This is a genomic window from Streptomyces sp. NBC_00433, from assembly GCA_036015235.1.
Taxonomy (GTDB): Bacteria; Actinomycetota; Actinomycetes; order Streptomycetales; family Streptomycetaceae; genus Actinacidiphila.
Genome location: CP107926.1, coordinates 7017558 through 7043880, shown reverse-complemented (window position 1 = coordinate 7043880; position 26323 = coordinate 7017558). Strand labels below are relative to the sequence as shown.

Below are 26323 nucleotides of genomic sequence, written 5' to 3'. Positions count from 1 at the left end.
CCGCCCCTGGCGGCCGCCCGGGGCGTCCCTGGGGCAGGCCGGCAGGGATCGGTCAGACAGGCCCTACGGGCGGGTCACCGCCGTGATCGGCATCATGCCCACCGGGTCGTAGCGGACCCGGGCGCCCGGGTAGGGGGCGTGGATGACGCGGCCGCCGCCGACGTACATGGCGACGTGGCTGGCGTCGCCGCGGTAGACGACCAGGTCGCCGGGGCGGGCCTGGTCGAGGGGGACGCGGTGGCCGGAGTTCATCTGCTCCTGGGAGGTGCGGGGCAGGGACACTCCCGCGCGGCCGTAGGCGTACTGCATCAGGCCCGAGCAGTCGAAGGCGTGCGGGCCGGTGGCGCCCCACACGTAGGGGGCGCCGAGGACCTGGCGCGCGGCGGCGACCGCGAGGGCGGCGCGGCCGGAGGCGGCGGGCAGGTCGGGAAGGCCGGGGAGGGGGGCGCGGTCGTGGGTGGCGCGGTCGGCCGCGCCGGGGGCGTAGCCGGCCTGCTGGGCCGGGGGCAGGGTGTGCAGCACCTGCTGGGCGGCGGCCAGCGCCTGCTGCACCGCGGCCTTGCGGCGACCCAGGTCCGCGGTGGTCTGGTTCAACTCGGCCAGCTTGCCCGCCGCTTGACTGCGCTGGCTGCGCAGCGCCCTTTCCGCGTCCTGGAGTTGGCGCAGCCGGCCGGTCTGCCGGGCGCCGAGCCGGTCCAGGGTCGCGGCGCGGTCGAGGGAGGCCCCGGGGTCGTCGGACAGCAGCAGCGCGAGTGACGGGTCGAGGGCGCCGCCGCGGTATTGCTCGGCGGCCAACGTGCCGAGTTCGTCGCGCAGTTCGTTGACCCGCTGCTGGCCCTGGGCGGCGCGGTCCTGGAGCGTGGCGAGGTCGGCGCGCAGCTGCTCGGCGCGTTCCTGGGCGGCGTCGTAGGTCTCGGTGGCCTGCTCGGCCTGCTGGTAGAGCCGGTCGAGCCGGGTCGCGGTGTCCTGGCCCGCTGCGGGCGAGGGGGCGGCCGCCGCGATCTGGGCGGTGCCGCCGGACAGTGCCGCGGTGGCCGCGGCCGCCGCGGACAGCACGGTGACCCGGGTGGTGCGGACGGCCAGGCCCGGCTGCGGTGCACGTCGATGGGATGCCACAGCAACGGACAGTAGCCAGCCGGACACCCTCAGGACAAAGACGTCATGACCCGTACGCTTGAACGGTCGGGGCCAAGTCGCTGGTCACAGGCCTCGGTAGGGTCACCGGACGGCGTCCGGCACCACCCGAACGCCGTATTCACGCGTGCCGCGACAGGCCCTGTCGCGGTGGGTCCTGCCGCGGCAGGTCAGATGCGGACGCCGAACTGGAAGGGCATGTCGCTCATTGCCTCGTAGCGCACGACCGTGCCGGGCTTGGGGGCGTGCAGCACCATGCCGTCGCCGGCGTAGAAGCCGACGTGGTGGTGGTCGCTGTAGAAGATGACCAGGTCGCCGACCTGGAGTTCCGACTTGCTCAGGTGGGTGCCCGCGTTGGCCTGCCCGGCCGCGGTCCTGGGGATGGTGATCCCGGCCTGCCGGTAGGCCCAGGAGGTGAGCCCGGAGCAGTCGAAGGTGCTGGGCCCCGAGGCGCCGTAGACGTACGAGTCGCCCTTCCGGCTCTGGGCGGCGGCATAGGCGGCGGCAGCGAGTCCCGAGGCGGGCTTGCCGCCCATGGGTGCACGCCCGGTGTCGCGGTTCGCGCGGGCGGCGTCGTCGGATATCTGCTGGCGCTGCGCGGCGGTCAGCGAGTTGAGGATGTTCTGCGCTTGGGCCAGCTTGTTCTTGGCCTCGGTCTTGCGCGTTTTCAGCTCGTTCCTGGTGGCCTCAAGCTCGGTGAGCTTGGAGGTCGCCTCCGCCCGCTCCTGGTCCAGGGTCCGCTTGGCGTCCTGGAGTTGCTGCAGCGCGGTGGCCTGCAGGGAGCTGATCTGGTCGAGCGCGGTGGCCTGGTCCAGGTAGCTGTCCGGGTTGGAGGACAGGAAGAGCTGGAGCGACGGGTCGATTCCGCCGGTGCGGTACTGCGAGGCCGCGATCGTGCCGAGGCTGTCGCGCAGCGTGTTGAGGTGCTGCTGCTGCCGCGCCACCTGGTCCTGGAGACTGCCGGCCTCCGTCTGCAGGGTCGCAAGCTTCTCGTTGGCCGCGTCGTACTTCTCCGTGGCCTGCTCCGCCTGCGTGTAGAGCGCGTCCACCTGGGCCTTGGCGTCCTTGACCGAAGTGGGCTTGCTGGGCTTCGCGGGAGCGGCGTTGGCCGCCTGGGCGGAGAGCGCGACGGCGGCTGCAGCGGCGGCGGTGAGTACGGACACACGCGCGCGGCTTGCGGGCTTGGGACGACGGTGGGACGCCACGAAGGCGAGCTCCTTCTTCCTTCAGCCGCCTACCGGTTGACCACTGGCGGGCGGCCCCCGACGCGCCATCCGGATTGGATGATCGACTGCGCGGAGGTACGAGGCCTGACCTTAGTGACCTTTCCGTGATCGGTTCAAATCCTTGAAGGCAAAATCTCGACCGGTTCGCGTTTTCTTTACGCGCTTCACACACGCAGTGATGACCGTTCGACGCAGAGTGCACACTGGTGCGCTAGTGAACACTCCACAGGGTGACGGCCGTCACGAACCGGCTTGCGGCGGCGGGCGGTCAGACGCGCGCGAGGCGGCGCAGCAGCAGCGTCGAGGCGACCGGGCGAGCACCGGCCTTGGCGACCCCGTCTGCCACCTCGCGGTCGGCGGAGACCACCACGATCTGCCGTCCCGGCGGTTCGGCCCGCACCAGCCGCCTGATCAACTCGTCAGCGGTCTCACCGGCCTTGCTGAAGAGCACCCGCACCCCGCGCGGCGGCGCGAGCAGCACCGGCATGTCCAGGTCGGCGCCGTCGAAGACGCAGGTCACCTCGGCGCCGCTCTGCGCGGCGAGCGCCGCGAGACCGCCGAGCAACCGCAGCCGCTGCTTCTCCAACGGCATCGCCGGATAACCGGTCTTGGTGACGTTGTAGCCGTCGACCACCAGATGCGCCTGCGGCAGCGCGAGCAACTGGTCGAGCAGCGCGGGGTCGGTCTCGGACAGCGCCCGGGTGGCGATGTCGCGGGCGCTGAAGGCGCCCGGCGCCACCGCGTCCACGGTGTCCGCGGGACGCACCGCCATGGTGTCCCGTGGCGGCAGGGCGAGTTCGCGGCGCAGCCCGGAGGCGGCGTCCAGGACCGTGTCGAGCAGCAGCCGCAGCCGTACGTCCTCGATGCTGCGGCCTTCGCGGGCCGCCTTGCGCCCGGTCTCGATGACGGCCTCGGCCTCGGCGAGCCGGGTCCGCAGCCGCCGCGCCTCGCTGTCGGACGCGGCCTTGTCGTGGGCGGCGGCGGACCGCAACTCGTCCACCTCCGCCTGGAGTCTGCGCTGCGCGGCCTCGGCCCGCTTGACGTCGCTGAGCGCGCTGCGCAGCTTGCGGTGCAGCGCGTCGCCCTCCTTGCGCACCGCTTCGAGCTCGGCCCTGGCCCTGGCCGCGTCCGCCCTGCCGTGCTCGTGCAGCGCCTCGACCTCGCCGCGCAGCGCGGCCAGTTCGCGCAGCGCCTCCTCGTCGGCCCGCTCGGCGCCGGCCCGTTGGGCCTCCTCGCCCGCGGTCGCGACCAACTTGGCCCAGCCCGGGGGGCGCAGCAGATACGCGGCGGCCGCCACGTCCAGCGGATCGGCGGCGGGCGGCGGGGTGCCGCCCTCCAGCGCCCCGGCCAGCTCCGCCTGCATCTCCCGCAGCCGTCCTGCGACCTTCTGCCGGAAGGCGGGGTCGTGCTCCAGGGCGGCGGCCAGCGCCGTCCCGGCGTACTTCACCCGCCGGGTGGGCGTGAAGCGGGCGTAGGGCCGCAGCGAGACCGGCAGCTCCTGGTAGGTGAAGCCGCCGAAGGCCTCGGCGGCGATGGCGACGACCCGGTGGCGTACGCCCTCGGGCAGCGGCCGGTCGAGCGCGGGCTCGGCCTCCGCCGCGGCTTCCGCTTCCGCCTCACCGTCGCCGGAGACACCGTCGCCGGAAGCGCGGTCACCGGTACCGCCGCCGCCGTGGGAGTCGGAGTCGCCGCGATCGCCCGGGTCACCGGGGTCGGCGGGCCCGTCCGGCGCGGGGGGCACGGCGGGCTCCGCCGCGGCACCACTCGCCCCGGCATGCGGAAAACCGCCGATACCGTCCACCAGTCACTCCCGTCCGGTTCCTCGGCGTCCTCCCGGCCCCCTTCGATCCCTCCGGCCCGCCGCCCTGCTGCTTCCATTGTCCCCGCCCGGCGCTCAGCCCGACGCGGAACCGCTCCCGGCGGCGCTTTCCGCACTGCTGTTCCCGCCGCCGGAACCGCCGCCGGAACCGCCGCCGGAACCGTCACCGCCGGCGCCCGCCCCGGGGCGGTCCACCAGCTCGATCCGGTCCACCGCGTTGCACCAGCGGCAGCGCACCGACTCCACGGTCTCGGCCAGCACCTCGGTCTCCTCGACCGACGGCTCACCGCCCAGGTCCAGGTGCACGTACTCGACGACCCGCGACGAGCGGGTCACGTCGAAACGGGTCAGATTCCCGCACAGAGTGCAGCGCCAGCGCGTCGTCGCGGTCGGCAGCGGAACCGGCATCGCGGGTACCTCTTCCTCTGGATCCTCCGTGGGAGCGTGCGTCCCGGTCACCCTAAGGCCTCGGAGGTGCGCCGCGCTGCGGCGAGGCGGCCTATGTCCGTTACGACCGCTGCGTCATGATCGGTCCATGGTCATCCCGGTGTACGACAAGAACCCGGTCCGCCGTACGCCGGTCGTCACTTACGGGCTGATCGCCGTGTGCACCGCGGTCTTCCTGCTCGGCCCGCTGTCCGGCTTCACCCCGGTCTACGGCGGCGGGCAGCGGCTGGCCTGCGAGCAGGCGATGTACTTCGACCGCTGGGGGGTGATCCCCGCCGAGCTGGTCCACGGCCGGCTGCCGCCCGCGGGCCTGGGCCTGCCCGCCGGATGCGCCGCGCCCGCCTCCTACGGCAAGGTGCCGTTCCTGTCCGTCTTCACGTCGATGTTCCTGCACGGCAGCTGGCTGCACCTGATCGGCAACATGCTCTTCCTCTACGTCTTCGGCGACAACGTCGAGAACCGCATGGGCCGGGTGCGCTTCGCGCTCTTCTACCTGGCGGCGGGCTTCCTGGCCACGTACGGCTTCGCCTTCGCGCACGCCGACGACACGCAGAGCCTGGTCGGGGCGTCGGGGGCGATCTCCGGGGCGCTGGGGGCCTATCTCTACCTCTTCCCCAAGGCCCGGGTGACCAGCCTGTTCCCCTTCCTGTTCTTCGTCCCGCTGCGCTTCCCCGCCTGGATGGTGCTCGGCTTCTGGTTCGTGCTCCAGTGGCTCGCCGCCCAGACCGCGGCGGGCGGCCCCGGGGTGGCCTACCTGGCCCACGTGGTCGGCTTCGCCTTCGGCTTCTGCTGGGCGTGGGCCTGCTATCGCCCCAGGTCTAAGCTGGGCGTCGTTGCCGGGACGACCCAAGGAGACGTTCAGTCGTGATCACCGCGATCGTGCTCATCAAGACCACTGTGGATCGGATTCCCGAGATCGCCGAGGAGATCGCCGCGCTCGAGAACGTCAGCGAGGTCTACTCGGTGACCGGTACGTACGACCTGATCGCCGTGGTGCGGGTGGCCCGGCACGACGACCTGGCGGACATCATTCCGGGCCGGATCAGCAAGATCCCCGGCGTCGAGGTGACCGACACCCACGTGGCCTTCCGCACGTACTCCCAGCACGACCTGGAGGCGGCCTTCGCGATCGGCCTCGACTCCTGAGGCGCCGAGGCGCCAGACCCTGAGGGCCCCGGGCCTACGCGGTGGGCGCGGGGACGCAGCGGCCCGACTCGGTGCGGTAGGTCCACGCGGCGCCCTCGCGGACGAGCTTGGCCAGGGCGCCGGTGAAGCGCAGCACGTGCTCGGGCGGGGTGCCGACGCCGAAGCTGACGCGGACCGCGTTGAAGGACAGGTTCTCCGGGGAGCCGCAGGCTCCCGGGTCCTCCGGCTCACCGCCGAGCAGGTGCCGGACGAGCGGGTGCGCGCAGAACAGGCCGTCGCGTACGCCGATGCCGTGCTCCGCGGACAGCGCCGCGGCCAGGTGCGAGCTGTTCCAGCCCTGCACGACGAAGCTCAGCACCCCGACCCGGTCGGCGTCGTCGCCGAAGAGCGAGAGCACCCGCACCTCGGGGATCTCGGCGAGCCCGTCCCGCAGCAGGCCGAGCAGCTGCCGCTCGTGCTCGCCCAGCCGGTCGAAACCGGCCTCGGTGAGCGCCTTGCAGGCCGACGCGACGGCGTAGGCCCCGATGACGTTGGGCGACCCGGCCTCGTGCCTGGCGGCGGCCGACTCCTGCCACTCGGCCTCGACCTGGCCGTCGGCCCGCCGGACCACCGTCCGGGTGGCGCCGCCGCCCGCGAGGTAGGGCTCGGCCTCGCGCAGCCAGTCCGGGCGGCCGGCGAGCACCCCGGCGCCGAAGGGCGCGTAGAGCTTGTGGCCGGAGAAGGCGACCCAGTCGACGTCGAGTTCGGCGACGTCCACCTTCCGGTGCGGCACGAGCTGTGCGGCGTCCAGCACGATACGGGCGCCGTGCCGGTGCGCGGCGGCGGCGAGTTCGCGTACCGGCCACAGCTCGCCGGTCACGTTGGAGGCGCCGGTGACGCACACCAGCTTGGGGCCCTTGGGCGCCGCGTGCAGCGCCACGTCGAGCGCGGCGACGGCCTGTTCCGGGGTGTGCGGCGCGGCCAGACAGGTGACCCGCGCGCCCTTCGCCCGCTGCCACGGCAGCAGCGCCGCGTGGTGCTCGGTCTCGAAGACGAAGACCTGCGTCCCCGCCGGCAGGACCGCGGCCAGCAGGTTGAGCGAGTCGGTGGTGGAGCGGGTGAAGATCACCTGGTCGGCGGGGCGGCAGCCGAGGAAGTCGGCGACGGTGGCCCGGCTCTGCTCGAAGAGGTCGGTGGACAGCTGGGACAGGTACCCGGCGCCGCGGTGCACGCTGCCGTAGTAGGGGGCGTACGCGGCCACGTCGTCCCACACCCGCTGGAGCGCGGGCGCGCTGGCGGCGTAGTCGAGGGCGGCGTAGGTCACTTCACCACCGGTCACCAGCGGTACGGTCACGTCCCGGCCGAGCACCGGCAGCGGGGAGAGGTCGCAGGTCACAGGGATGGTGGCGGTGGAAACGGTCATGGCGGGCTCCTGGCGCGACGGCAGGCGACAGCTCCGTGCGCCGGCAGGGGGCGCGACGGGGCGGTCGAACGGCGGAGTGAGGAATGAGGACCGGTGCACAGCGGCACCGCGGTACGGCGGAACCGGGGCCGTGAGGCCCTATCGCATTCGCTTGCGCATGAAAGAACTCCCGAGTCCGGCTTGCTGCGAGCCTTGCTTGCTCACAGCCCGGTCATCACCCGGGGCACCCCGCCTCGGACGGAGGGTTGCCGGACAGCGAGCCGGGGCCTTTGCGCTGTCACTCGTGACCTGCAACGGATTCTGCCACAGGTCGCCGTATGCGCAAGGCGCCGTCCGAGGTACGGACGGCGCCCTGGTCCCGCGGTGGAAGAGGTCAGGCGACGGTCAGGCGTTGGTGGCGGCCGCCCAGCGCTCCAGCACGGCCGCGGCGGCGCCGGAGTCGAGGGATTCCGCGGCCCTGGCCGTGCCGGCGGCCAGCTGGTCCTCCAGGGTGCCGTCGCCGGGGTTCAGCGCCACCAGCGCGGCGGCGGAGTTGAGCAGCACCGCGTCCCTGACCGGACCGGTCTCGCCGGCCAGCAGCCGGCGGGCCACGTCCGCGTTGTAGGCGGGGTCGCCACCCCGCAGCGCCTCGACCGGCACCAGGTCGATGCCGATGTCCCGCGGGTCGAAGGAGTGCTGGGCGACCTTGCCGTCGCCGACCACCCACACCTGCGAGGTGGCGGTCGTGGTCAGCTCGTCCAGACCGTCGTCGCCGCGGAAGACCAGTGCGGACGACCCGCGTTCGGCCAGCACGCCGGCCATGATCGGGGCCATCCGCAGGTCCGCGACCCCGGTCGCCTGGGCGCGCACCCGGGCCGGGTTGGTCAGCGGGCCGAGGAAGTTGAAGGTGGTGGCCACCCCCAACTCACCGCGAGCGGTGGCCACATGACGCAGCGCCGGATGGAATCTGACGGCGAAGCAGAAGGTGATGCCGGCCTCTTCCGCGACCTCCACGACCCGCTGGGGGGTCAGGTCCAGGTTCACCCCGAGGTGTCCGAGCACGTCGCTGGCACCGCTGGCGGACGACGCGGCCCGGTTGCCGTGCTTGACGACCTTCGCACCGGTGCCGGCGACCACTATCGCGGACATGGTGGAGATGTTGACGGTCCTGGCCCGGTCGCCGCCGGTGCCGACGATGTCCACGGTCGCGCCGGGCACGTCGATGGTGTTGGCGTGCGCGTACATCGACCGCACCATGCCGGTGACTTCCTCCACCGTCTCGCCCTTGGCCCGCAGGGCCACCGCGAACCCGGCGATCTGCACGTCGGTGGCGGAGCCCCGCATGATGGCGTCCATCGCCCACGCGGTGTCGTCGACCCCCAGGTCCCGCCCCGCGATCAGCATCGACAGGACGTCGGGCCACGTACGCAGCGCCCCGGTCTCGTCACCTGCCGGGTTCACAACGCTCATGGTCCACGCTCCTGGTGGTGTAAGGGTCCCTGCCGCTCAGCCTAGCGGCGCGGGGCGGCGGAAAACCCCCGGGCCGGTCGGTCACCCTTCGCAGGATGTCCGACCGGCCCGGGGGGCGGATCGTCGTAGCCGGAGCAGCGGGTCAGTGGTGACCGTGGCCGCTCGTGATCTCGTCGTACTCCTCGACGGTCGGCTTCGGGATCTGGCTGTGCTCGCCGTAGAAGTTGCGGGACAGCCTCGCCCGCACCTTCGTGACCGCGTTCACCTTGCGCTCCACGCCGTTCTCGTCGACCTCGGGGCCGATGTCGAGCGGCTGGGGCTGCGGGTGGGCCGTGAGGACGTGCAGCTCCTCCTGGCCCAGCGGCTCGTGCACCTCGATGAACTCGCCGTGCGGGAGCCGCTTGATGATGCCGGACTCGCGGCCGTGCAGCACCTTGTCGCGGTCCCTGCGCTGCAGACCGAGGCAGATGCGCTTGGTGGCGAAGAAGGCCAGCGCCGGCAGCACGAAGAAGCCGATGCGCACCGACCAGGTGATCGTCTCGATCGACAGGTGGAAGTGCGTGGCCCACAGGTCGTTGCCGCCACCGATCAGCAGCGTGAAGTACAGCGTCAGCCAGGCGACACCGAAGCCGGTGCGCACCGGGCGGTTGCGCGGCCGGTCGAGCAGGTGGTGCTCGCCCGTGTCACCGGTCACCCACGACTCGATGAACGGCCAGACCGCGATGGCGACGAGGACGGTCGGGAACACTATCAACGGGACGAACACGCCGAGTACGAGCGTGTGGCCCCAGGCGCTGATCTCCCAGCCCGGCATCACCCGGATCAGGCCTTCCGAGAAGCCCATGTACCAGTCGGGCTGCGCGCCGGTGGACACCTGGTCCGGCCGGTAGGGGCCCATGGTCCAGATCGGGTTGATGGTGGCGATCGCCGCGATGGCCGCGATGACACCGAAGACCAGGAAGAAGAAACCGCCGGCCTTCGCGGTGTAGATCGGGAAGAACGGCATGCCGACGACGTTCTTCTCGGTCTTGCCCGCACCCGCGAACTGGGTGTGCTTGTGGTAGAAGACCAGGATCAGGTGGGCCACCAGCAGCGCCGCCATGATGCCCGGCAGCAGCAGGATGTGCGCCGAGTAGAAGATCGGCACGAAGTTGTGGCCCGGGAATTCGCCGCCGAAGAGGAACATCGACAGATACGTGCCGACGATCGGCGTGGACAGCACCGCGCCCTCGGTGAAGCGGACACCGGTGCCGGACAGCAGGTCGTCGGGCAGCGAGTAGCCGGTGAAGCCCTCGAACATGCCGATGAAGAGCAGCGTCCAGCCGAACAGCCAGTTCAGCTCGCGCGGCTTGCGGAAGGCTCCGGTGAAGAACACCCGCATCATGTGCACGATCATGCCGGCGATGAAGATCAGCGCGGACCAGTGGTGGATCTGCCGGATCAGCAGACCGCCGCGCACCTCGAAGCTGATGTGCATGGTGGAGGCGTACGCCTCCGACATCCGCACGCCCTGCAGTGGCGCGTAGGGGCCGTTGTAGACCGTCTCGCTCATGCTGGGGTGGAAGAACAGCGTCAGATACACACCCGTGAGGATGAGGATCGTGAAGCTGTAGAGGCAGATCTCACCCAGCATGAACGACCAGTGGTCGGGGAAGATCTTCCGCAGGTTGGACTTGCCGAGCTTGTACAGACCGACTCGGGCGTCAGTCCACTCCGCGACGCGCTGTCCGGGGTGTTTGGGGCCTCGCCGAGTGCTCGTCGAGGTCTCTGTCGATGTAGTCATCCGCGCTCCCAGAAGGCCGGACCGACGGGAACCTCGAAGTCGCTCATCGCAACGAGGTTGCCCTCACCATTGACGCTGATCCGAAGCTGCGGCAGCCGGTGACCCGCGGGACCGAAGATCACCCTGGCGCCGTCCGACAGGTCGAACGTCGACTGGTGGCAAGGGCAGAGTACGTGGTGCGTCTGCTGCTCGTACAGGCTGACCGGGCAGCCCACGTGGGTGCAGATCTTGGAGAAGGCGACAATTCCCTGGTGGGACCAGTCGAGTTCCTTCTTGTCCTTGATGTCCTCCGGCTTGAGCCGGACGACCATCAGGGCCGCCTTCGCGATCTGGTTCTGGAAGTCCTCGTCCGCCTCGTTCAGCCCCTCGGGCTGGGCGAAGGTGAGCGAACCGACGGGGATGTCCTCGGGGCGCAGCGGCTTGTTGGTGTTCGGGTTGATCAGCGCCTTGCCCTTGGCCCAGGCGGTGTGCCTGAGCTTGTCCTCCGGCAGCGGGCCGAGGTCGCGCAGGATCACGACCGCGGACAGCGGGACCAGGGTGAGCGCGCCCAGCATCGTGGTGCGGACCAGCTTGCGCCGGCCGAACCCGCTCTCCTTGGTGCCCTGCTTCCACTGCGCCTCGATGTTGGCGCGCAGTTCGTCGTCGGCGCTCGCCGAGTGCCGCTCGTCCGGCATCTCCTCGTCGGACATCAGCGTGCGGGCCCAGTGCACGGCACCGGCGCCGATGCCGATCAGCGCGACGGCCAGCGAGAGGCCGAGCGAGAAGTTCAGCGCGCTGACGTGGCCGATCGGGAAGACGAAGATGTACTTGTCGACCGGGAAGATCACGAAGCTGGTGATGAAGGCGAGAGTGCCCAGCATCGACAGCGTGAACAGCCCCGCGACGACCCGCTCGGAGTGCTTGGCGGCCTTCTCGTCGATGTCCTGACGCCGGAATTCGTGCTCCGGGTGGCCGGGGTTGGCGAACGGGTCGCCGGGGACCGCCGCTTCGGCGCCGTGCGCGCCGCGGGTGGCCGGGAGGTTTTCCTCTGGCTCTGCCATGTCGTTGTGGGATCCGGTTTCGCTCATGACTTCTTGGCCTTGGTCGTGCGGGCCGCGATCCAGGCGGCGACGGCGATCAGCGCGCCGAGGCCGAAGATGTAGGCGAACAGCCCCTCAGGCACCGGGCCGAGGGTGCCGAGCGTGAAGCCGCCCGGGTTCTTGCTGTCGGCGCTGTCGACGGCCTGCAGGTACGCGATGATGTCGGCCTTGTTCTTCGACGGCATCGTGGTGTCGGGGAACGACGGCATGTTCTGCGGGCCGGTCTGCATGGCCTCGTAGAGGTGCTTGGGGTCGACGCCCTTGAGGGTGGGCGCGTACTTCCCGTCGGTCAGCGCGCCGCCCTTGCCGACGAAGTTGTGGCACTGCGAGCAGTTGGTGCGGAAGAGCTCACCGCCCTTCGCCACGTCGCCGCCGGCCGGGTCGTACTGGTCTTGCGTCGGAGTGACGGGACCGGGGCCGAGCGAGGCGATGAACGCAGCCAGCTGGTCGATCTCCTTCTGGCTGTACTGCGTCTTCTTCTTCTGGATCTGCGGGCCGGGCTGCTGCGCGGGCATCCGGCCGGTGCCGACCTGGAAGTCCACCGCGGCCGAGCCGACGCCGGTCAGGCTGGGGCCGTCCGAACTCCCCTGGCCGTGCGCGCCGTGGCAGCTGGCACAGCCCACGGAGAACAGCTTCTTGCCCTCGGTGATCTCAAGGGACTGGGAGGAGTCGTCGGCCTGCGCCTTGGGTGCCGGCGCGAGTGCGGCGTAGAGCCCCCCGATGGCCGCTAGCGCGAAGAGTAGGACGACAAGCGCCGCCAGCGGGTGGCGCCGTCGTGCGGAGAGCTTTTTCACGGATTACCCCGGTGTCAGGATCTCTTGTGTCGATGCTTCGGGTTGTGCCTGTCCGGCACCGTGCTGCGGTACGCGACCGACTACTTGATCAGGTAGATCGTGGCGAAGAGGCCGATCCAGACGACATCGACGAAGTGCCAGTAGTAGGACACGACGATGGCAGCGGTGGCCTGCTGGTGGGTGAACCGCTTGGCCGCGTACGTACGGCCGAGCACCAGCAGGAACGCGATCAGACCACCCGTCACATGCAGTCCGTGGAAGCCGGTCGTCAGGTAGAACACCGAACCGTACGGGTCGGAGCTGAGTGAGATCCCGTCCTTCTTGACCAGGCTCGTGTACTCGAAGATCTGCCCGCCGATGAAGATCGCGCCCATCACGAACGTCACGATGAACCACGAGCGCAGCTTCTTCACGTCGCCGCGCTCAGCGGCGAAGACGCCCATCTGGCACGTGAAGGAGGAGAGCACCAGGATCGTGGTGTTCGTCGCGGAGAACGGCACGTTCAGCGCATGGGCGTGTTCCTTCCAGAAATCGGCACCCGTGACCGACCGAATGGTGAAGTACATCGCGAAGAGGGCCGCGAAGAACATCAGCTCGGAACTCAGCCAGATGATGGTTCCGACGCTGGTGAGGTTCGGCCGGTTGACCGACGGGTGCGCGTGCCCGGTTTCTACTGCTGTTGCTGTCGCCACGTCCGACATTATGTCGGTCGCTTATCCGGCGCTCACTCCGGGGGTCCCCTTCGGTGTGTCAAGGTCCTGCGCCGGGCCGTGTCGCCCCCCGCTGACGTCCCTCGAACGAGGGATGACGATCCGTCCGCGGGATCTTGGGCGGCCGCGGCCCCTCCACGGAAGGCGCCCGCGGGAGTAGCATCCGACTCACTTGAGAAACCGTTCACGAGCCGGAGGATCCAGGATGCAGGCGACTGCCACGGTGCTGGTCTACAGCGACGACGCGAACACCCGGGAGCAGGTCCGGCTCGCGGTCGGCCGCAGGCCCGCCGCCGACCTGCCGCCGGTGGAGTTCGTGGAGTGCGCGACGCTGCCCGCGGTGCTGACCGAGCTGGAGAACGGCGGCATCGACCTCTGCGTGCTGGACGGCGAGACGGCCCCGGCGGGCGGTATGGGCGTGTGCCGGCAGGTCAAGGACGAGATCTTCCGCTGCCCGCCGGTGCTGGTGCTGATCGGCCGCCCGCAGGACGCCTGGCTGGCCACCTGGAGCCGCGCGGACGCCGCGGTGACCCACCCGGTGGACCCGGTGGCGCTCAGCGACACCCTGGCCGTCCTGCTGCGGCGCAGGATCGAGCCCGCCTCGACGGCGGTCGCGGCCCGCTAGCGGCGGCTCAGGCCGTCTCTGGGCGCAGCCGCGCCGGGTCGGACAGCGGGTTCCTCGCCACGGCGGCGGAGCCCTGCTCGGCCAGGCCCGCGGCCTTGGAACCGAGAGCGCTGCCCTGCTGCCATTTGGCCTCGTCCAGGTTCCAGTCGCCGAAGCCGTTGTCGAACGGCGTCATCGTGGGGCCGTGGCTGTTGACGACCTGGACGACGTCGCCCTGGCGCACGTGGTCGAAGAACCAGTGCGCGTTGTCGGTGCTCATGCCCGTGCAGCCGTGGCTGACGTTGGCGGAGCCCTGCGAGCCCTCGGACCACGGCGCGGCGTGCACATATTCACCGCTCCAAGTCACCCGGGTGGCCCAGTAGACCGGCAGGTCGTAGGAGTCCGAGCTGCCGGCGGCTATTCCGACGGTGGTGCTCTTCATCTGGACGAAGCTCTCCTTCGCCAGCACGACCTTGATGCCGTTGCGGGTGTCGAAGCCCGGCTTGCCGGTGGTGACCGGGATGGTCCTCACGACCTTGCCGTCGTCCTTGAAGGTCATCTGGTCGGTCGCCGCGTCGGTGATCGCCTCGATCCGGTCGCCGGTGTGCAGGGTGAGCGGCTTGTCGTTGCCGCCGAAGAGCTTGTCCTGCACCTTGACGCCGTTGAGCGTGCTGCGGACGTCGACCTTGGCGTGCGCGGGCCAGTAGCTGCTCGGCCGGTAGTGCAGGGTGCGGTCGTCGACCCAGTACCAGGAGCCGTGTGCGGCCTGCGGGGCGCTGGAGACCAGCAGGTGGGACTCCACGACCGCGCGCGCGGCCGCGGTCTTCACCGGGGCGCTCAGCGCGGCGGTGAGGGGCTGGCCGACGCCGTAGGTACCCGCGTCGGGCCCGAAGGTGACGTGGAAGCCGGCGTCGGCGGGCGTCGTGTCGAAGGTCAGCGTCTTGCGGCCGGGGTGGCCGTCGGCGTCCTCGGTGCTCACCCGGACCGTGTAGTGGGCGCCCGCGGCCAGCTGGCCGGTGGACTGCCAGCTGAGGCCGTCCTCGCTGAGCTTGCCGCTCACGAAGCGCCCGGCGGCGTCGGTGGCGGTCACATCGGTGATCCGGCTGCCGTCGTCCTTGACGGTGACCTTGAGCGGCTTGCCGGGGTCGGCCTTGCCGCCCTCCGCCACCGAGTAGGCGACCTTGGCCGCGGATTCGTAGGGCGGGGCGGCGAGCGGGTTGCCGTCCCCACCGCAGGCGGTGAGCCCCACCGCGAGGGGCGCCACGAGAAGAGCGCAGCGCATCACTATCCGGCTTCGAGGGTTTCGGCTCATGGCATCACGCTAGGAACCGGCCGCGGATTCCGCACGGCGGAGGGGTGCAAAAGGGGCGGGCCGTTCAGCGGGTGGTCACTGGGTGCGGTTCTCACCGCGGTAGTACTCGAACACCCAGCCGAAGATCCCCATGAAGATCACCGGCAGCGAGAAGAACAGCAGCCACCAGCCGAAGATGACGCCCAGGAAGGCCAGCGCCCCACCGGTGCCCAGCATCAGCGGCTGCCAGCTGTGCGGGCTGAAGAAGCCCACCTCGCCGGCGTCGTCGGCGACGTCCGCGTCCTCGTTGTCCATCGCCCCGGTGTCGGCCCGGTTCGCGGTGAAGCCCAGGTAGAACGCGATCATGGTGCAGAGCGCGAACGCCAGGAACAGCGCGGTCGTGCCGGTCGGCTCCTTGGACCACAGGCCGTACACGACGGCGGTGGCCAGGATGAACAGGGCGAAGCCGCCGAACATCCAACCTTGGACCTTCACTGACCCGCTCCCTTGCCCTCAGCACCGGTAATGGCCGTGCTCGCGCCGTGCGCCGCGAGGGCGTCGATCGCCGAAATCTCCGGGTGGTGCAGGTCGAACGCCGGGGATTCGGAACGGATACGCGGCAGCGAGGTGAAGTTGTGCCGCGGCGGCGGGCAGGAGGTCGCCCACTCCAGCGAGCGGCCGTAGCCCCACGGGTCGTCGACCTCGACCTTCTTGCCGTACTTCGCGGTCTTCCACACGTTGTAGAGGAAAGGCAGTATCGACAGGCCGAGCAGGAACGAGCTGATCGTGGAGACCGTGTTCAGCGTGGTGAAGCCGTCGGCGGCCAGGTAGTCGGCGTACCGGCGCGGCATGCCCTCGGCGCCCAGCCAGTGCTGGACGAGGAAGGTGCCGTGGAAGCCGAAGAAGAGCGTCCAGAAGGTGATCTTCCCGAGCCGTTCGTCGAGCATCTTGCCGGTCATCTTCGGCCACCAGAAGTGGAAGCCGGCGAACATCGCGAAGACGACAGTGCCGAAGACCACGTAGTGGAAGTGCGCCACCACGAAGTAGGAGTCGGACACGTGGAAGTCCAGCGGCGGGGCCGCCAGGATCACACCGGTCAGACCGCCGAAGGCGAAGGTGATCAGGAAGCCGACCGACCACAGCATCGGGGTCTCGAAACTCAGTGACCCCTTCCACATGGTGCCGATCCAGTTGAAGAACTTCACACCTGTCGGCACCGCGATCAGGAAGGTCATGAACGAGAAGAACGGCAGCAGCACACCGCCGGTGACGTACATGTGGTGCGCCCACACCGTCACGGACAGGCCCGCGATGGAGATGGTCGCCGCGACCAGGCCGATGTAGCCGAACATCGGCTTGCGGCTGAAGACCGGGATGACCTCGGAGATGATGCCGAAGAACGGCAGCGCGATGATGTACACCTCCGGGTGGCCGAAGAACCAGAAGAGGTGTTGCCACAGCAGCGCCCCGCCGTTGGCGGAGTCGAAGATGTGCGCGCCGAATTTTCGGTCGGCCTCCAGCGCCAGCAGCGCGGCGGCGAGCACCGGGAAGGCCAGCAGCACCAGGACGGCGGTCAGCAGCACGTTCCACACGAAGATCGGCATGCGGAACATCGTCATGCCGGGTGCGCGCATGCAGATGATCGTGGTGATGAAGTTGACCGCGCCGAGGATGGTGCCGAAGCCGGAGAGCGCCAGACCCATGATCCACATGTCGGCGCCGACGCCGGGCGAGTTGACCGCGCTGGACAGCGGCGAGTACGCGAACCAGCCGAAGTCGGCCGCACCCTGCGGGGTGACGAAGCCGCCGACCGCGATGAGCGAGCCGAACAGGTAGAGCCAGTAGGCGAACATGTTCAGCCGCGGGAAGGCCACGTCGGGCGCGCCGATCTGCAGCGGCATGATCCAGTTGGTGAACCCGGCGAACAGCGGTGTCGCGAACATCAGCAGCATCACGGTGCCGTGCATCGTGAAGGCCTGGTTGAACTGCTCGTTGGACAGGAACTGGTTGCCGGGCCTCGCCAGCTCGGCCCGCATCAGCAGCGCCATCACGCCGCCGATGAGGAAGAACGCGAACGACGTGACCAGGTACAGGGTGCCGATGGTCTTGTGGTCGGTGGTGGTCAGCCACGTGATCACCACGGATCCGGGCTTCTTGCGGCGGGCCGGGATCTCGTCCGCGTAGGAGTCGTCGGCCGTCGCGGCGCCCTGCGGTTCGTTGAGAATGCTCATGTGGTCTTGGGCTCCGAGTTCTTCGCGTTGCCCGTGGTGGCGATACCGGACGGGAGGTAGCCCGTCTGCCCCGCCTTGGCGAGGTCCTTGAGGTGCTGCTGGTACGCCGCGGGCGATACGACCTTCACGTTGAACAGCATCCGGGAGTGGTCGACACCGCACAGCTCGGCGCACTTGCCCATGAAGATGCCCTCCTTGTTGGGAGTCACCTCGAAGACGTTGGTGTGGCCCGGGATGACGTCCTGCTTCATCAGGAACGGCACGATCCAGAACGAGTGGATGACGTCACGCGAGGTCAGCACGAAGCGGACGGTCTGGCCCTCGGGCAGCCACAGGGTCGGGCCGGGGTTGCCGGTCTCCGGGTTGCGGCTGGAGGGGGTGCCGACGTCGTAGACGCCCTCGGCGCCCGGCGGGAACAGCAGCTTGTTCGCCGGGATCTCGCTCAGCGCGGCGGGCGCCTTCGCGGGCTCCGGCGTGCCGTCGACGTTCTCGACGTAGTTGAAGCCCCAGCTCCACTGGAAGCCCACCACGTTGATGATGTGCTGCGGCTTCTTCGACGTCTCCAGCAGCTTGTTCTCGTCGCGGGCGGTGAAGTAGAAGAGCACCGCGATCACCACGATCGGGACGATCGTGTACAGCGCCTCGATGGGCAGGTTGTAGCGGGTCTGCGCAGGGACCTCGACCTTGGTCCGGCTGCGGCGGTGGAAGATCACGCTCCACAGGATCAGGCCCCAGACCAGCGCACCGGTCGCCAGTGCCGCGGCCCAGGAGCCCTGCCACAGGGCGAGGATCCGTGGTGCCTGTTCGGTGGCCGGACTGGGCATGCCGAGCCGGGGATAATCCTTGTACGAGCAACCAGTGGCCGTCGCAAGGACCAGACCCGCTGCCAGCGCCTGCGGCAGCTTCCGCCGCAACCCACGCCGTGACGTGGGGGTGCCGCCCACGCCCTTGGGGCGGTGGGGGAGGTCGGAGCCGTTGGGACTCACGTAGCGCCTTCCCGAGAGTCTCGCCCGCGCGTCCGGGTGTTCCGGCCGTGTGCTGGTCGGTCGGCCCGAGTGCAGGCATTGAGGTGTGGATGTTTATGCGGACCAAACCCTACTGGACGCTATTTGGGGTCGCGCGGGGAGGGGGTCCAACGCGCCGGGGCTCTCCCCGAAGGGATGGAATCCCGCGCGCGGCAGGTGTTCTGACACAGCGCCCGGCCGCTCACCGGCCCTGGGACACCCTGGCGGAAGCTTCGGGGCGTAGCGTGCCGACGTGTCCTATTTCGATATGGCTTCCGCCGCACCGCTGCATCCGGTGGCCCGCCAGGCGCTGCTGGCCGCCCTCGACGAGGGGTGGGCCGACCCGGCCCGGCTCTACCGCGAGGGGCGGCGGGCCAGGCTGCTGCTCGACGCGGCCCGGGAGACCGCCGCGGCGGCCGTCGGGTGCCGCCCCGACGAACTGGTTTTCACTCCTTCGGGGACCCGCGCGCTGCACGACGGTGTCGCGGGGGCGATGGCCGGACGGCGCAGGACCGGCCGGCACATCGTGGTCTCGGCGGTCGAGCACTCGGCGGTGCTGCACGCGGCGGACGCTTACGACAGCACGGCGGTCGGCGTGGACCGCGCCGGGCGTGTCGCGCCGGGCGACGTGACGGCGGCGCTGCGGCCCGACACCGCGCTGGTGTGCCTGCAGTCCGCCAACCACGAGGTGGGTACGGTCCAGCCGGTCGCCGAGGTCGCCGACCTGTGCCGGGCCGCGGGGGTGCCGCTGCTGGTGGACGCGGCCCAGTCGCTGGCGTGGGGCCGGGTCGACGGCGGCTGGTCGCTGCTGGCCGGCAGCGCGCACAAGTGGGGCGGCCCGGCCGGGGTGGGGCTGCTCGCGGTGCGCAAGGGCACCAGGTTCGCGCCCCAGCACCCCGCGGACGAACGGGAGTCGGGCCGCTCCCCCGGCTTCGAGAACCTGCCGGCGATCATCGCGGCGGCCGCGTCGCTGCGGGCGGTGCGCGAGGAGGCCGAGCAGGAGGCGGCCCGCCTGTCGGCGCTGGTGGACCTGATCAGGGCGCGGGTGCCCGAACTGGTCCCGGACGTCGAGGTGGTCGGCCACGGCACACTGCGGCTGCCGCACCTGGTGACCTTCTCCTGCCTCTACGTGGACGGCGAGGCGCTGCTGACCGCGCTGGACCGCGCCGGCTTCTCGGTGTCGTCCGGCTCCTCCTGCACGTCGAGCACGCTGACCCCGAGCCATGTGCTCAAGGCGATGGGCGTGCTCTCCGAGGGCAACGTCCGGGTCTCCCTCCCCCCGGGCACCTCCGAGGCGGACGTCACGCGCTTCCTCGACGTGCTGCCCCCGCTGGTCGCCGAGGTCCGCTCGCACCTCGCCCCGCCGCCGGCCGTCACCCCGGCCCCCGACGCGGGCCTGGTCGTCGACTCGCTCGGCAAGCTGTGCCCGATCCCGGTGATCGAACTGGCCAAGGTCATCGGCGATGTCCCCGTCGGCGGCACGGTGACTGTCCTGTCCGACGATGAGGCGGCCGGGTTGGACATCCCGGCCTGGTGCTCCATGCGCGCCCAGGACTACCTGGGCGCCACCCCCGCCCCCCGCGGCACGGCCTACCTGGTCCGCCGCCGCACCTGAGCCCTGCGCCTGGCGGCGCCTTACAGGTGCGCGGGACCGCACCTGATGTGCGGCCGGCGCCGCGCGGGCGCCGCTGCGTAGGGCGGCGCCCCTCAGGGGCGCGGGGCTGTATCTGATCTGCGGCTGCCGCCGCGCGGGCGCCGCTGCGTGAGGCGGCGCCTTACAGGTGCGCGGGGAACTGCGCGCTCAGCCACCCACCGGCCGGTGGTCCGTCTTCGACGGCAACAACCCCTTCGGGCCGGTGGCGACCCGCGCGCCCGGTGGGGGCTGGTCGCGGTCCGTCCGCACACGACGGTGGGTGGTGGGTTGCGCGCCGTTCCCCGCACCCCTGGGGGGGCACCCCTGCCGAAGGGGCACCGCCCAGCCATCGCGCCCCGCGGAAGGCGGCGCCTTACGCAGCAGCCGGGTCCGGGGTGCGCGCCCGGGGAGAGCGGCGGCGCGTCAGGCGCCCAGGTGGTGGCGGACCTCGGCGGCGGCGTCCTCGCCGTACGCCTTGGTGAAGCGCTCCATGAAGTGCGTGCGCCGCAACTCGTACTCCTGCGTGCCCAGCGTCTCGATGACCAGAGTCGCCAGCATGCAGCCGACCTGCGCGGCGCGTTCGAGGCCGACGCCCCAGGCGAGGCCGGACAGGAAGCCGGCGCGGAAGCCGTCGCCGACGCCGGTCGGGTCGACCTTGGCCTGCTCCTCGGCGCAGCCGACGACGATCGGGGGCTCGCCCTTGCGGTCGATCCGCACACCGTTGGCGCCGAGCGTGGTGACCCGGGTGCCGACCCGGTCGAGGATCTCCTCGGAGCTCCAGCCGGTCTTGCTCTCGATCAGGCCCTTCTCGTACTCGTTGTTGAAGAGGTACGCGGCCCCGTCGACCAGGACCCGGATGTCGTCGCCGTCCATCCGGGCGATCTGCTGGGAGAAGTCCGCGGCGAAGGGGATGCCGCGGGACCTGCACTCCTCGGTGTGGCGGATCATCGCCTCGGGGTCGTCCGCGCCGATCGACACCAGGTCCAGGCCGCCGACCCGGTCGGCGACGTGCTGCAGCTCGATCAGCCGGGCCTCGCTCATGGCGCCGGTGTAGAAGGAGCCGATCTGGTTGTGGTCGGCGTCGGTGGTGCAGATGAAGCGGGCGGTGTGCAGTACCTCGGAGATACGGACCGAGGCGGTGTCCACGCCGTGCCGCTGGAGCCAGGCGCGGTATTCGCCGAAGTCGTTGCCCGCGGCGCCGACCAGGATCGGCGAGGTGCCGAGCAGGCCCATGCCGTAGCAGATGTTGGCGCCGACCCCGCCGCGCCGCACATCGAGGGCGTCGACCAGGAACGACAGCGAGACCGTGTGCAGCTGATCGGCGACCAGCTGGTCGGCGAACCGGCCGGGGAAGGTCATCAGGTGGTCGGTGGCGATGGATCCGGTGACGGCGATACGCACGGCGGCAGGCTCCTGTGGGCGAGGGATTCGTACGCGGGGGGGGTTGCGTCGGTCTGGGCAGTCGTCCACGCTACCGGCAAACCCGGGCACGGCCGGGACATCCGCGGATTGCCGCCGGTCCCGCCGGTGGATCGGCGGGAGATGGCGAAACTACCCGATAGTAGGGCTTTCTCCCCGGACCACCCGTGCCTAGTGTCGGTGATATGAGGTCTACCCCGCGTGTCACTGGTGTCACATCCCCGCTCGCCCCCGTTCCGCTCGCCGAGCCGGACTCGATGGAGCAGCTGATCGGCGACTGCCGGCGGATGGCCGAGCACTGGCGCGTCCCGGCGGGCAGCGAGCGGACCCCCGCCGCCCCGGCCGGCCTGCACGGCATCACGGTGCCTGCGGCATCGGCCCATGTGGTGGCCGGCATGGCGGAGTTCGGCGACTGACGCGTTTCCGCCGCGGGCCCACGGTCCTGACAGGCCGAGGGGAACCGTCGGGCGGGCTGCCGCGTCACATCGGCACCTGACGGTTGACCGAGCCGAGGAGTGTGCGCGGTGAGCAGCGAGCACGACGATCATGAGGTGCGCCCGCGGGGCGAAGGCCACGAGACCGGTCGAGACGACGACATCCTCGTCGGTGGGACCCCCGGCGGGCACCAGCGCCCGCGGGACGGGGCACCGCGCAGGCGGCGGACGACGGTGGCCCTGGTGGCCGCCGCGGTGCTGGCCGCCGCGGGCGGCGGTGCCTACTGGGCGGTGGCCGCGGGCGGCGGCGGGAAGTCGACGACCGCGCACGCCGGGCCGGTCACCACGCTTCCGGGCAAGGCCGACGGCGGGCCGGGCAGGGTCGCCGGTACGGGCACGGGCGGCGGCTACCGGCTGGCCGGCACCCTGCCGTCGGACACCCCGGGGCCGTCCCCTCTCTACCGCCCCGAGGGCGGCGCCGACCGGGCCGCGGTCGAGCGGCTCGCGGCGCTGCTGGGCCTGACCGGGCCGGTGGTCGCCGACCACGGCTCCTGGCGCGTCGGTGCCGCGGACGGTACGGGTCCCGCGCTGCTGGCCGGGCAGGACGCGCCGGGCAGCTGGTCGTACGCCCGCAACGGCCAGGCCGCCCCGGGCGCGAGGACCGTGGTGCCGCCCGCGCTCCCGCAGGTCCCGCCCCCGGCCGCGGCCTCCCCCGCGGCCCCGGACGCCGCGGGCTCGGCGACGGCCGCTCCCCCGGCCGCGTCGGCCCCGGCTTCCGGTACGGACGCGGCCAGCCCGCCGGTCTCCGAGCAGCGGGCCAGGGCGTCGGTGGCGCCCGTCCTGGACGGGCTGGGCCTGTCCGGCGCACGGGTCGACGTGTCAAGGACGGCGGGCTCTATCCGTACGGTGGCCGCGGACCCGGTGGTCGGCGGGTTGCCCACGCACGGCTGGGACACCACCCTCGACGTCGACCCGAACGGCCGAATCGTCAGCGGGCAGGGGCGGCTCTCGGCGCTGGCCAAGGGCGACAGCTTCCCGGTGATCAGTGCGGACCAGGCCTTCAGGAGCCTGTCGTCCCGGGTCATGCAGCCGCAGGGCCGGATGTCCTGCCAGGTGCCGATGCCGGACGGCAAGGGCCAGGCCCAGCCCGCGCGACCCGGCGGGAATGCCGCGTCGCCCACCCTCCCGGGCCAGGACAAGACGCTGCCGCGCAGCCTGCCGTGCGTGGCGCCGCGCGTGTCGCCGACCGACATCATCGGCGCGGAATTCGGCCTGGCCCCGCAGTTCGTCCCCGGCGGCCAGGCACTGGTGCCCGCCTGGCTCTTCACCGCGCGGCCCGAGGGCTCGGAAGCCACCTCGGTCATCGCCCAGCAGGCCGTGACCCAGGACGACCTCCAGGGCACCCAGGGCGGCGGCAACGCACCCGGCGGCCCCTCCCCCGTGTCACCCGAGAAGGTCTCCGGCTACCAGGCCGACGGCAGGTCGCTGACGCTGACCTTCTGGGGCGGGATCTGCGAGACGTACGCGGCGTCGGCGTCCGAGCAGGCCGACGCCGTGACGGTCAGGGTGACCGGCACGGCGAAGGATCCGGGAGCGCCCTGCCCGGCGATGCTCAAGGCCCAGACCACCTCGGTCACCCTCAGCTCGCCGCTGGGGGCCCGTACGGTCGTGGACGCCACCACCGACCTGCCGGTCGGGCATTAGGGGGATCCGCTGCCCCGCCGGGCAAGCACCAGGGGCAGCGGGGCTGCATTCGATCTGCGGCCGGCGCCGCGTGGGCGCGCTCAGCCATCCACCGGCCGGTGGTCCGGAGCGGACCGAGCTGCCCCTTCGGGGCGGTGGCGACCCGCGCCACGGTGGAGGGCTGGGCGCGCAGTTCCCCGCGCCCCTTTGGCCCGCCCCGCAGAGCAGAGGCGCCGGGCTGCAGAATCACATGCAGCCCGGCGCCTCTTTGAGCTTGCCCGGCAGGGTATTGGCGCCGGGCAGACGCTCAGTGGAAAGAGTCGCCGCAGGCGCAGGAGCCGGTCGCGTTCGGGTTGTCGATCGTGAAGCCCTGCTTCTCGATCGTGTCCACGAAGTCGATCGACGCGCCGCCCAGGTAGGGCGCGCTCATGCGGTCGGTGACGACCTTGACGCCGCCGAAGTCCTTGACGACGTCGCCGTCGAGCGCGCGCTCGTCGAAGAAGAGCTGGTAGCGCAGGCCCGAGCAGCCGCCGGGCTGGACAGCGACCCGCAGCGCGAGGTCTTCCCGGCCCTCCTGCTCCAGCAGGCTCTTCACCTTGCCGGCGGCGGCATCCGACAGGAGGATGCCGTCCGTCGTGCTGGTCTCGTCCTGAACCGTCATCTGCTTACTCCCGGGTTGTACGGACTACTGGCTTACCGACTGCCAACCGGCGCCCTTCCGGATTCATTCCGGGCGGGTCGAGCGGGATCGGGCGAGTCCGCGGCGTCTTCGTCACCACCATGCTCGCACACCGCCGCTCCCGCGCGGCAGCCATGGACGAATGCGTCACATTGACGAGACCAGACATCGTCAATCTGACGCGAACGGGCTATGATAGATAGTGTCAAGTAGACGAAAAGGTCTGCGATGCAAAGAAAGGGCGTCCGGCCCGTGACCACCACAGAAACCCTGGACGTACAGCCCACCCCGCTCGCGCTGCTGCTGCTCGGCCGCGAGTCCGACCCGCGCAGCGAGCGGGGCGTGGACTGCCCCGGCGACCTCCCGGCGCCGTCCGACCCGCACCTGGTGGAGCGCGCCAGAGCCGCCAAGGCCCGCCTCGGCGACAAGGTCTTCGTTCTCGGCCACCACTACCAGCGCGACGAGGTGATCGAGTTCGCCGATGTGACCGGCGACTCCTTCAAGCTGGCCAGGGACGCGGCGGCCAGGCCGGAGGCGGAGTACATCGTCTTCTGCGGTGTCCACTTCATGGCGGAGTCCGCGGACATCCTCACGTCGAGCCGGCAGCAGGTGATCCTGCCCGACCTGGCGGCCGGCTGCTCGATGGCCGACATGGCCAGCGCCGAGCAGGTCGCCGAGTGCTGGGACGTGCTGGCCGACGCGGGCGTCGCCGATGTCACCGTCCCGGTGTCGTACATGAACTCCTCGGCCGACATCAAGGCCTTCACCGGTCGGCACGGCGGCACGATCTGCACCTCGTCCAACGCGCGGCGCGCGCTGGAGTGGGCCTTCTCGCAGGGCGAGAAGGTGCTCTTCCTGCCCGACCAGCACCTGGGGCGCAACACCGCGGTGCGGGATCTGGGCATCCCGCTGGAGGAATGCGTCGTCTACAACCCGCACAAGCCGGGCGGAGGGCTGACCGCCGAGCAGCTGCGGGACGCCAGGATGATCCTGTGGCGCGGCCACTGCTCGGTGCACGGCCGCTTCTCGCTGGAGTCGGTCGAGGACGTCCGCGCGCGCATCCCCGGCGTCAACGTGCTGGTGCACCCCGAGTGCAAGCACGAGGTCGTCAGCGCCGCCGACCACGTCGGCTCGACCGAGTACATCATCAAGATGCTGGACGCGGCCCCCGCCGGCTCGGCGTGGGCGATCGGCACCGAGCTGAACCTGGTGCGCAGGCTCGCCAAGGCGCACCCGGACAAGCAGATCGTCTTCCTCGACAAGACCGTCTGCTTCTGCTCGACCATGAACCGCATCGACCTGCCGCACCTGGTGTGGGCGCTGGAGTCGCTCGCGGACGGCAAGCCGGTCAACCGCATCGAAGTCGACCCCGAGACCGAGCACTTCGCCAAGCTGGCCCTGGAGCAGATGCTCGCACTGCCGTAAAACCCTGCCCGTACGGGCGGTCCGGCGCGATGATGGACCGGTGATCCTTCGACCGGTTCGGGACGACGAGGAGGACGCCGAGGTCGTGCGGGAGGTCACCGCCGCCGCCTTCGGCGCCCCGCGGGAGATCGGCGGCGACCCGGCGCTCCCGGAGGAATCCGGCGGGCGGCCCGAGGTCGCCGCACGGGAGCGCGGCCGCACCCGCCATCTGGCCAGGACCGACCCGGGCGGCTGCTGGATCGCGCAGGACGAGCTGGCCGGCCCGGTGGGCGCGGTGCTGTCCTCCCGGCGCGAGGGCACCTGGGGCCTGTCGCTGCTGGCGGTGGCACCCGGCGCGCAGGGCAAGGGGGTCGGCAAGGCCCTGATGGCGCGGGCGCTGGTGCACGGGCGGGCCTGCCTGCGGGGCATCATCTGCGGCACCCGGCATCCGGCCGCGCCGCGGACCTTCCGCAGGGCGGGTTTCACGCTGCATCCGGCGATGCGGCTGACCGGGGTGGTCGACCCGGCGGGCCTGGCGCCGCTGGACGGCGCCGTGCACGAGGGCACCGCCAGGCACCGGGACCTGATGGACTCCGTCGACCGCCGCACCCGGGGCGGCGCCCACGGGCCCGACCACGAGGAAATGCCGCGGCACTTCCGGCTGTTCGTCGTGGACGACCTGGCGGGCAGCGGCTACTGCTACGCCGACGACCGCGGTGTGGAGCTGCTGGCCGCGACGTCCCGCCGGCTGGCCACCCGGCTGCTGACGGCGGCCCTGGTGAGCATGCCGCAGGGCCGACCGGTGCGGGTGGCCGGGCTGACCGCCGAGCAGGAGTGGGCGGTGGACGTCGGGGTCGCGGCGGGCCTGGAGATTTCCAACGCCGGGTATGTGTGCCTGCGCGGGATGCGCCCGCCGAACCCGTACATCCCCTCGCCGCTCTTCCTCTGAGGC

Annotated in this window: 23 protein-coding genes, 1 pseudogene and 1 riboswitch; of the genes and pseudogenes, 8 read left to right on the top strand and 16 right to left on the bottom strand. The window is 71.2% G+C overall.

The annotated features are described in order from the left end of the window. Positions 1–63: 63 nt before the first annotated feature. The 4 genes and pseudogenes from OG900_30055 to OG900_30040 all read right to left on the bottom strand — a co-directional run bounded on the left by OG900_30055 (position 64) and on the right by OG900_30040 (position 4587). Entirely contained in the window at positions 64–1116 is a 1053-nt protein-coding gene (locus tag OG900_30055; GenBank protein WUH93946.1) for an NlpC/P60 family protein, read from the bottom strand. A gap of 188 nt (positions 1117–1304) precedes the next feature. Continuing rightward, complete coding sequence (locus tag OG900_30050; GenBank protein WUH93945.1) at positions 1305–2339, bottom strand: NlpC/P60 family protein; 1035 nt, start codon at positions 2337–2339, stop codon at positions 1305–1307. Positions 2340–2628: 289 nt separating this feature from the next. Beyond that, entirely contained in the window at positions 2629–3927 is a 1299-nt protein-coding gene (locus OG900_30045; GenBank protein WUH95985.1) for an NYN domain-containing protein, read from the bottom strand. A gap of 423 nt (positions 3928–4350) precedes the next feature. Further along, positions 4351–4587, bottom strand: a pseudogene (locus OG900_30040) (hypothetical protein). Between the two features lie 127 nt (positions 4588–4714). Between OG900_30040 and OG900_30035 the strand changes: the two are divergent. Then, complete coding sequence (locus OG900_30035; GenBank protein ID WUH93944.1) at positions 4715–5494, top strand: rhomboid family intramembrane serine protease; 780 nt, start codon at positions 4715–4717, stop codon at positions 5492–5494. Further along, positions 5491–5772: an Lrp/AsnC ligand binding domain-containing protein gene (locus OG900_30030; GenBank protein ID WUH93943.1), complete on the top strand. Its 282-nt coding sequence runs from the start codon at positions 5491–5493 to the stop codon at positions 5770–5772. Before OG900_30035 ends, OG900_30030 begins: the two co-directional genes overlap by 4 nt. Positions 5773–5806: 34 nt before the next feature. Here OG900_30030 and OG900_30025 read toward each other — a convergent pair whose 3' ends face one another. The 6 genes from OG900_30025 to OG900_30000 all read right to left on the bottom strand — a co-directional run bounded on the left by OG900_30025 (position 5807) and on the right by OG900_30000 (position 12980). Next, entirely contained in the window at positions 5807–7174 is a 1368-nt protein-coding gene (locus tag OG900_30025; protein ID WUH93942.1) for an aminotransferase class V-fold PLP-dependent enzyme, read from the bottom strand. A 171-nt stretch (positions 7175–7345) separates the two neighbouring features. Further along, positions 7346–7463, bottom strand: a riboswitch (SAM riboswitch). 95 nt (positions 7464–7558) lie between these two features. Then, positions 7559–8623 (bottom strand): anthranilate phosphoribosyltransferase, encoded by a 1065-nt coding sequence (gene trpD, locus OG900_30020; GenBank protein ID WUH93941.1) that lies wholly within the window; start codon positions 8621–8623, stop codon positions 7559–7561. A gap of 142 nt (positions 8624–8765) precedes the next feature. Continuing rightward, positions 8766–10406, bottom strand: coding sequence for a cytochrome bc complex cytochrome b subunit (locus OG900_30015; protein ID WUH93940.1), 1641 nt, complete (start codon positions 10404–10406; stop codon positions 8766–8768). After that, positions 10403–11473 carry a Rieske (2Fe-2S) protein gene (locus tag OG900_30010; protein ID WUH93939.1) on the bottom strand — a complete coding sequence of 357 codons (1071 nt, stop codon included), beginning with the start codon at positions 11471–11473 and terminating at the stop codon, positions 10403–10405. The genes OG900_30015 and OG900_30010 overlap by 4 nt, the downstream gene beginning before the upstream one ends. After that, positions 11470–12279 carry a c-type cytochrome gene (locus tag OG900_30005; GenBank protein ID WUH93938.1) on the bottom strand — a complete coding sequence of 270 codons (810 nt, stop codon included), beginning with the start codon at positions 12277–12279 and terminating at the stop codon, positions 11470–11472. The genes OG900_30010 and OG900_30005 overlap by 4 nt, the downstream gene beginning before the upstream one ends. A gap of 80 nt (positions 12280–12359) precedes the next feature. Beyond that, complete coding sequence (locus tag OG900_30000) at positions 12360–12980, bottom strand: heme-copper oxidase subunit III (protein ID WUH93937.1); 621 nt, start codon at positions 12978–12980, stop codon at positions 12360–12362. A gap of 214 nt (positions 12981–13194) precedes the next feature. Between OG900_30000 and OG900_29995 the strand changes: the two genes are divergently transcribed. After that, positions 13195–13614 (top strand): hypothetical protein, encoded by a 420-nt coding sequence (locus OG900_29995; GenBank protein WUH93936.1) that lies wholly within the window; start codon positions 13195–13197, stop codon positions 13612–13614. A gap of 7 nt (positions 13615–13621) precedes the next feature. Here the strand turns inward: OG900_29995 and OG900_29990 are convergent, their stop codons facing one another. The 4 genes from OG900_29990 to OG900_29975 all read right to left on the bottom strand — a co-directional run bounded on the left by OG900_29990 (position 13622) and on the right by OG900_29975 (position 18101). Then, positions 13622–14905, bottom strand: coding sequence for an Ig-like domain-containing protein (locus OG900_29990; GenBank protein WUH93935.1), 1284 nt, complete (start codon positions 14903–14905; stop codon positions 13622–13624). A 75-nt stretch (positions 14906–14980) separates the two neighbouring features. Further along, entirely contained in the window at positions 14981–15379 is a 399-nt protein-coding gene (locus OG900_29985; protein WUH93934.1) for a cytochrome c oxidase subunit 4, read from the bottom strand. Continuing rightward, entirely contained in the window at positions 15376–17115 is a 1740-nt protein-coding gene (gene ctaD / locus OG900_29980; GenBank protein WUH93933.1) for a cytochrome c oxidase subunit I, read from the bottom strand. Before ctaD ends, OG900_29985 begins: the two co-directional genes overlap by 4 nt. Continuing rightward, a complete protein-coding gene (locus OG900_29975; GenBank protein WUH93932.1) occupies positions 17112–18101 on the bottom strand; it encodes a cytochrome c oxidase subunit II in 990 nt (329 codons plus the stop codon). Before OG900_29975 ends, ctaD begins: the two co-directional genes overlap by 4 nt. A 271-nt stretch (positions 18102–18372) precedes the next feature. Between OG900_29975 and OG900_29970 the strand changes: the two genes are divergently transcribed. Beyond that, positions 18373–19734, top strand: a complete 1362-nt coding sequence (locus OG900_29970) for a cysteine desulfurase/sulfurtransferase TusA family protein (GenBank protein ID WUH93931.1) — start codon at positions 18373–18375, stop codon at positions 19732–19734. A gap of 441 nt (positions 19735–20175) precedes the next feature. On the opposite strand, the gene OG900_29965 is transcribed toward OG900_29970, so the two are convergent. Continuing rightward, positions 20176–21153, bottom strand: coding sequence for a carbohydrate kinase family protein (locus OG900_29965; protein WUH93930.1), 978 nt, complete (start codon positions 21151–21153; stop codon positions 20176–20178). 203 nt (positions 21154–21356) lie between these two features. On the opposite strand from OG900_29965, the gene OG900_29960 reads away from it, so the two are divergent. Both OG900_29960 and OG900_29955 read left to right on the top strand, forming a co-directional pair. Continuing rightward, positions 21357–21587: a hypothetical protein gene (locus OG900_29960; protein ID WUH93929.1), complete on the top strand. Its 231-nt coding sequence runs from the start codon at positions 21357–21359 to the stop codon at positions 21585–21587. A gap of 108 nt (positions 21588–21695) precedes the next feature. Further along, a complete protein-coding gene (locus OG900_29955) occupies positions 21696–23309 on the top strand; it encodes a hypothetical protein (protein ID WUH93928.1) in 1614 nt (537 codons plus the stop codon). A 286-nt stretch (positions 23310–23595) separates the two neighbouring features. Here the strand turns inward: OG900_29955 and OG900_29950 are convergent, their stop codons facing one another. Further along, positions 23596–23949: an iron-sulfur cluster assembly accessory protein gene (locus tag OG900_29950; protein WUH93927.1), complete on the bottom strand. Its 354-nt coding sequence runs from the start codon at positions 23947–23949 to the stop codon at positions 23596–23598. 246 nt (positions 23950–24195) lie between these two features. Between OG900_29950 and nadA the strand changes: the two genes are divergently transcribed. Then, complete coding sequence (gene nadA, locus OG900_29945) at positions 24196–25392, top strand: quinolinate synthase NadA (protein WUH93926.1); 1197 nt, start codon at positions 24196–24198, stop codon at positions 25390–25392. Between the two features lie 40 nt (positions 25393–25432). Beyond that, entirely contained in the window at positions 25433–26320 is an 888-nt protein-coding gene (locus OG900_29940; GenBank protein ID WUH93925.1) for a GNAT family N-acetyltransferase, read from the top strand. Positions 26321–26323 lie beyond the last annotated feature (3 nt).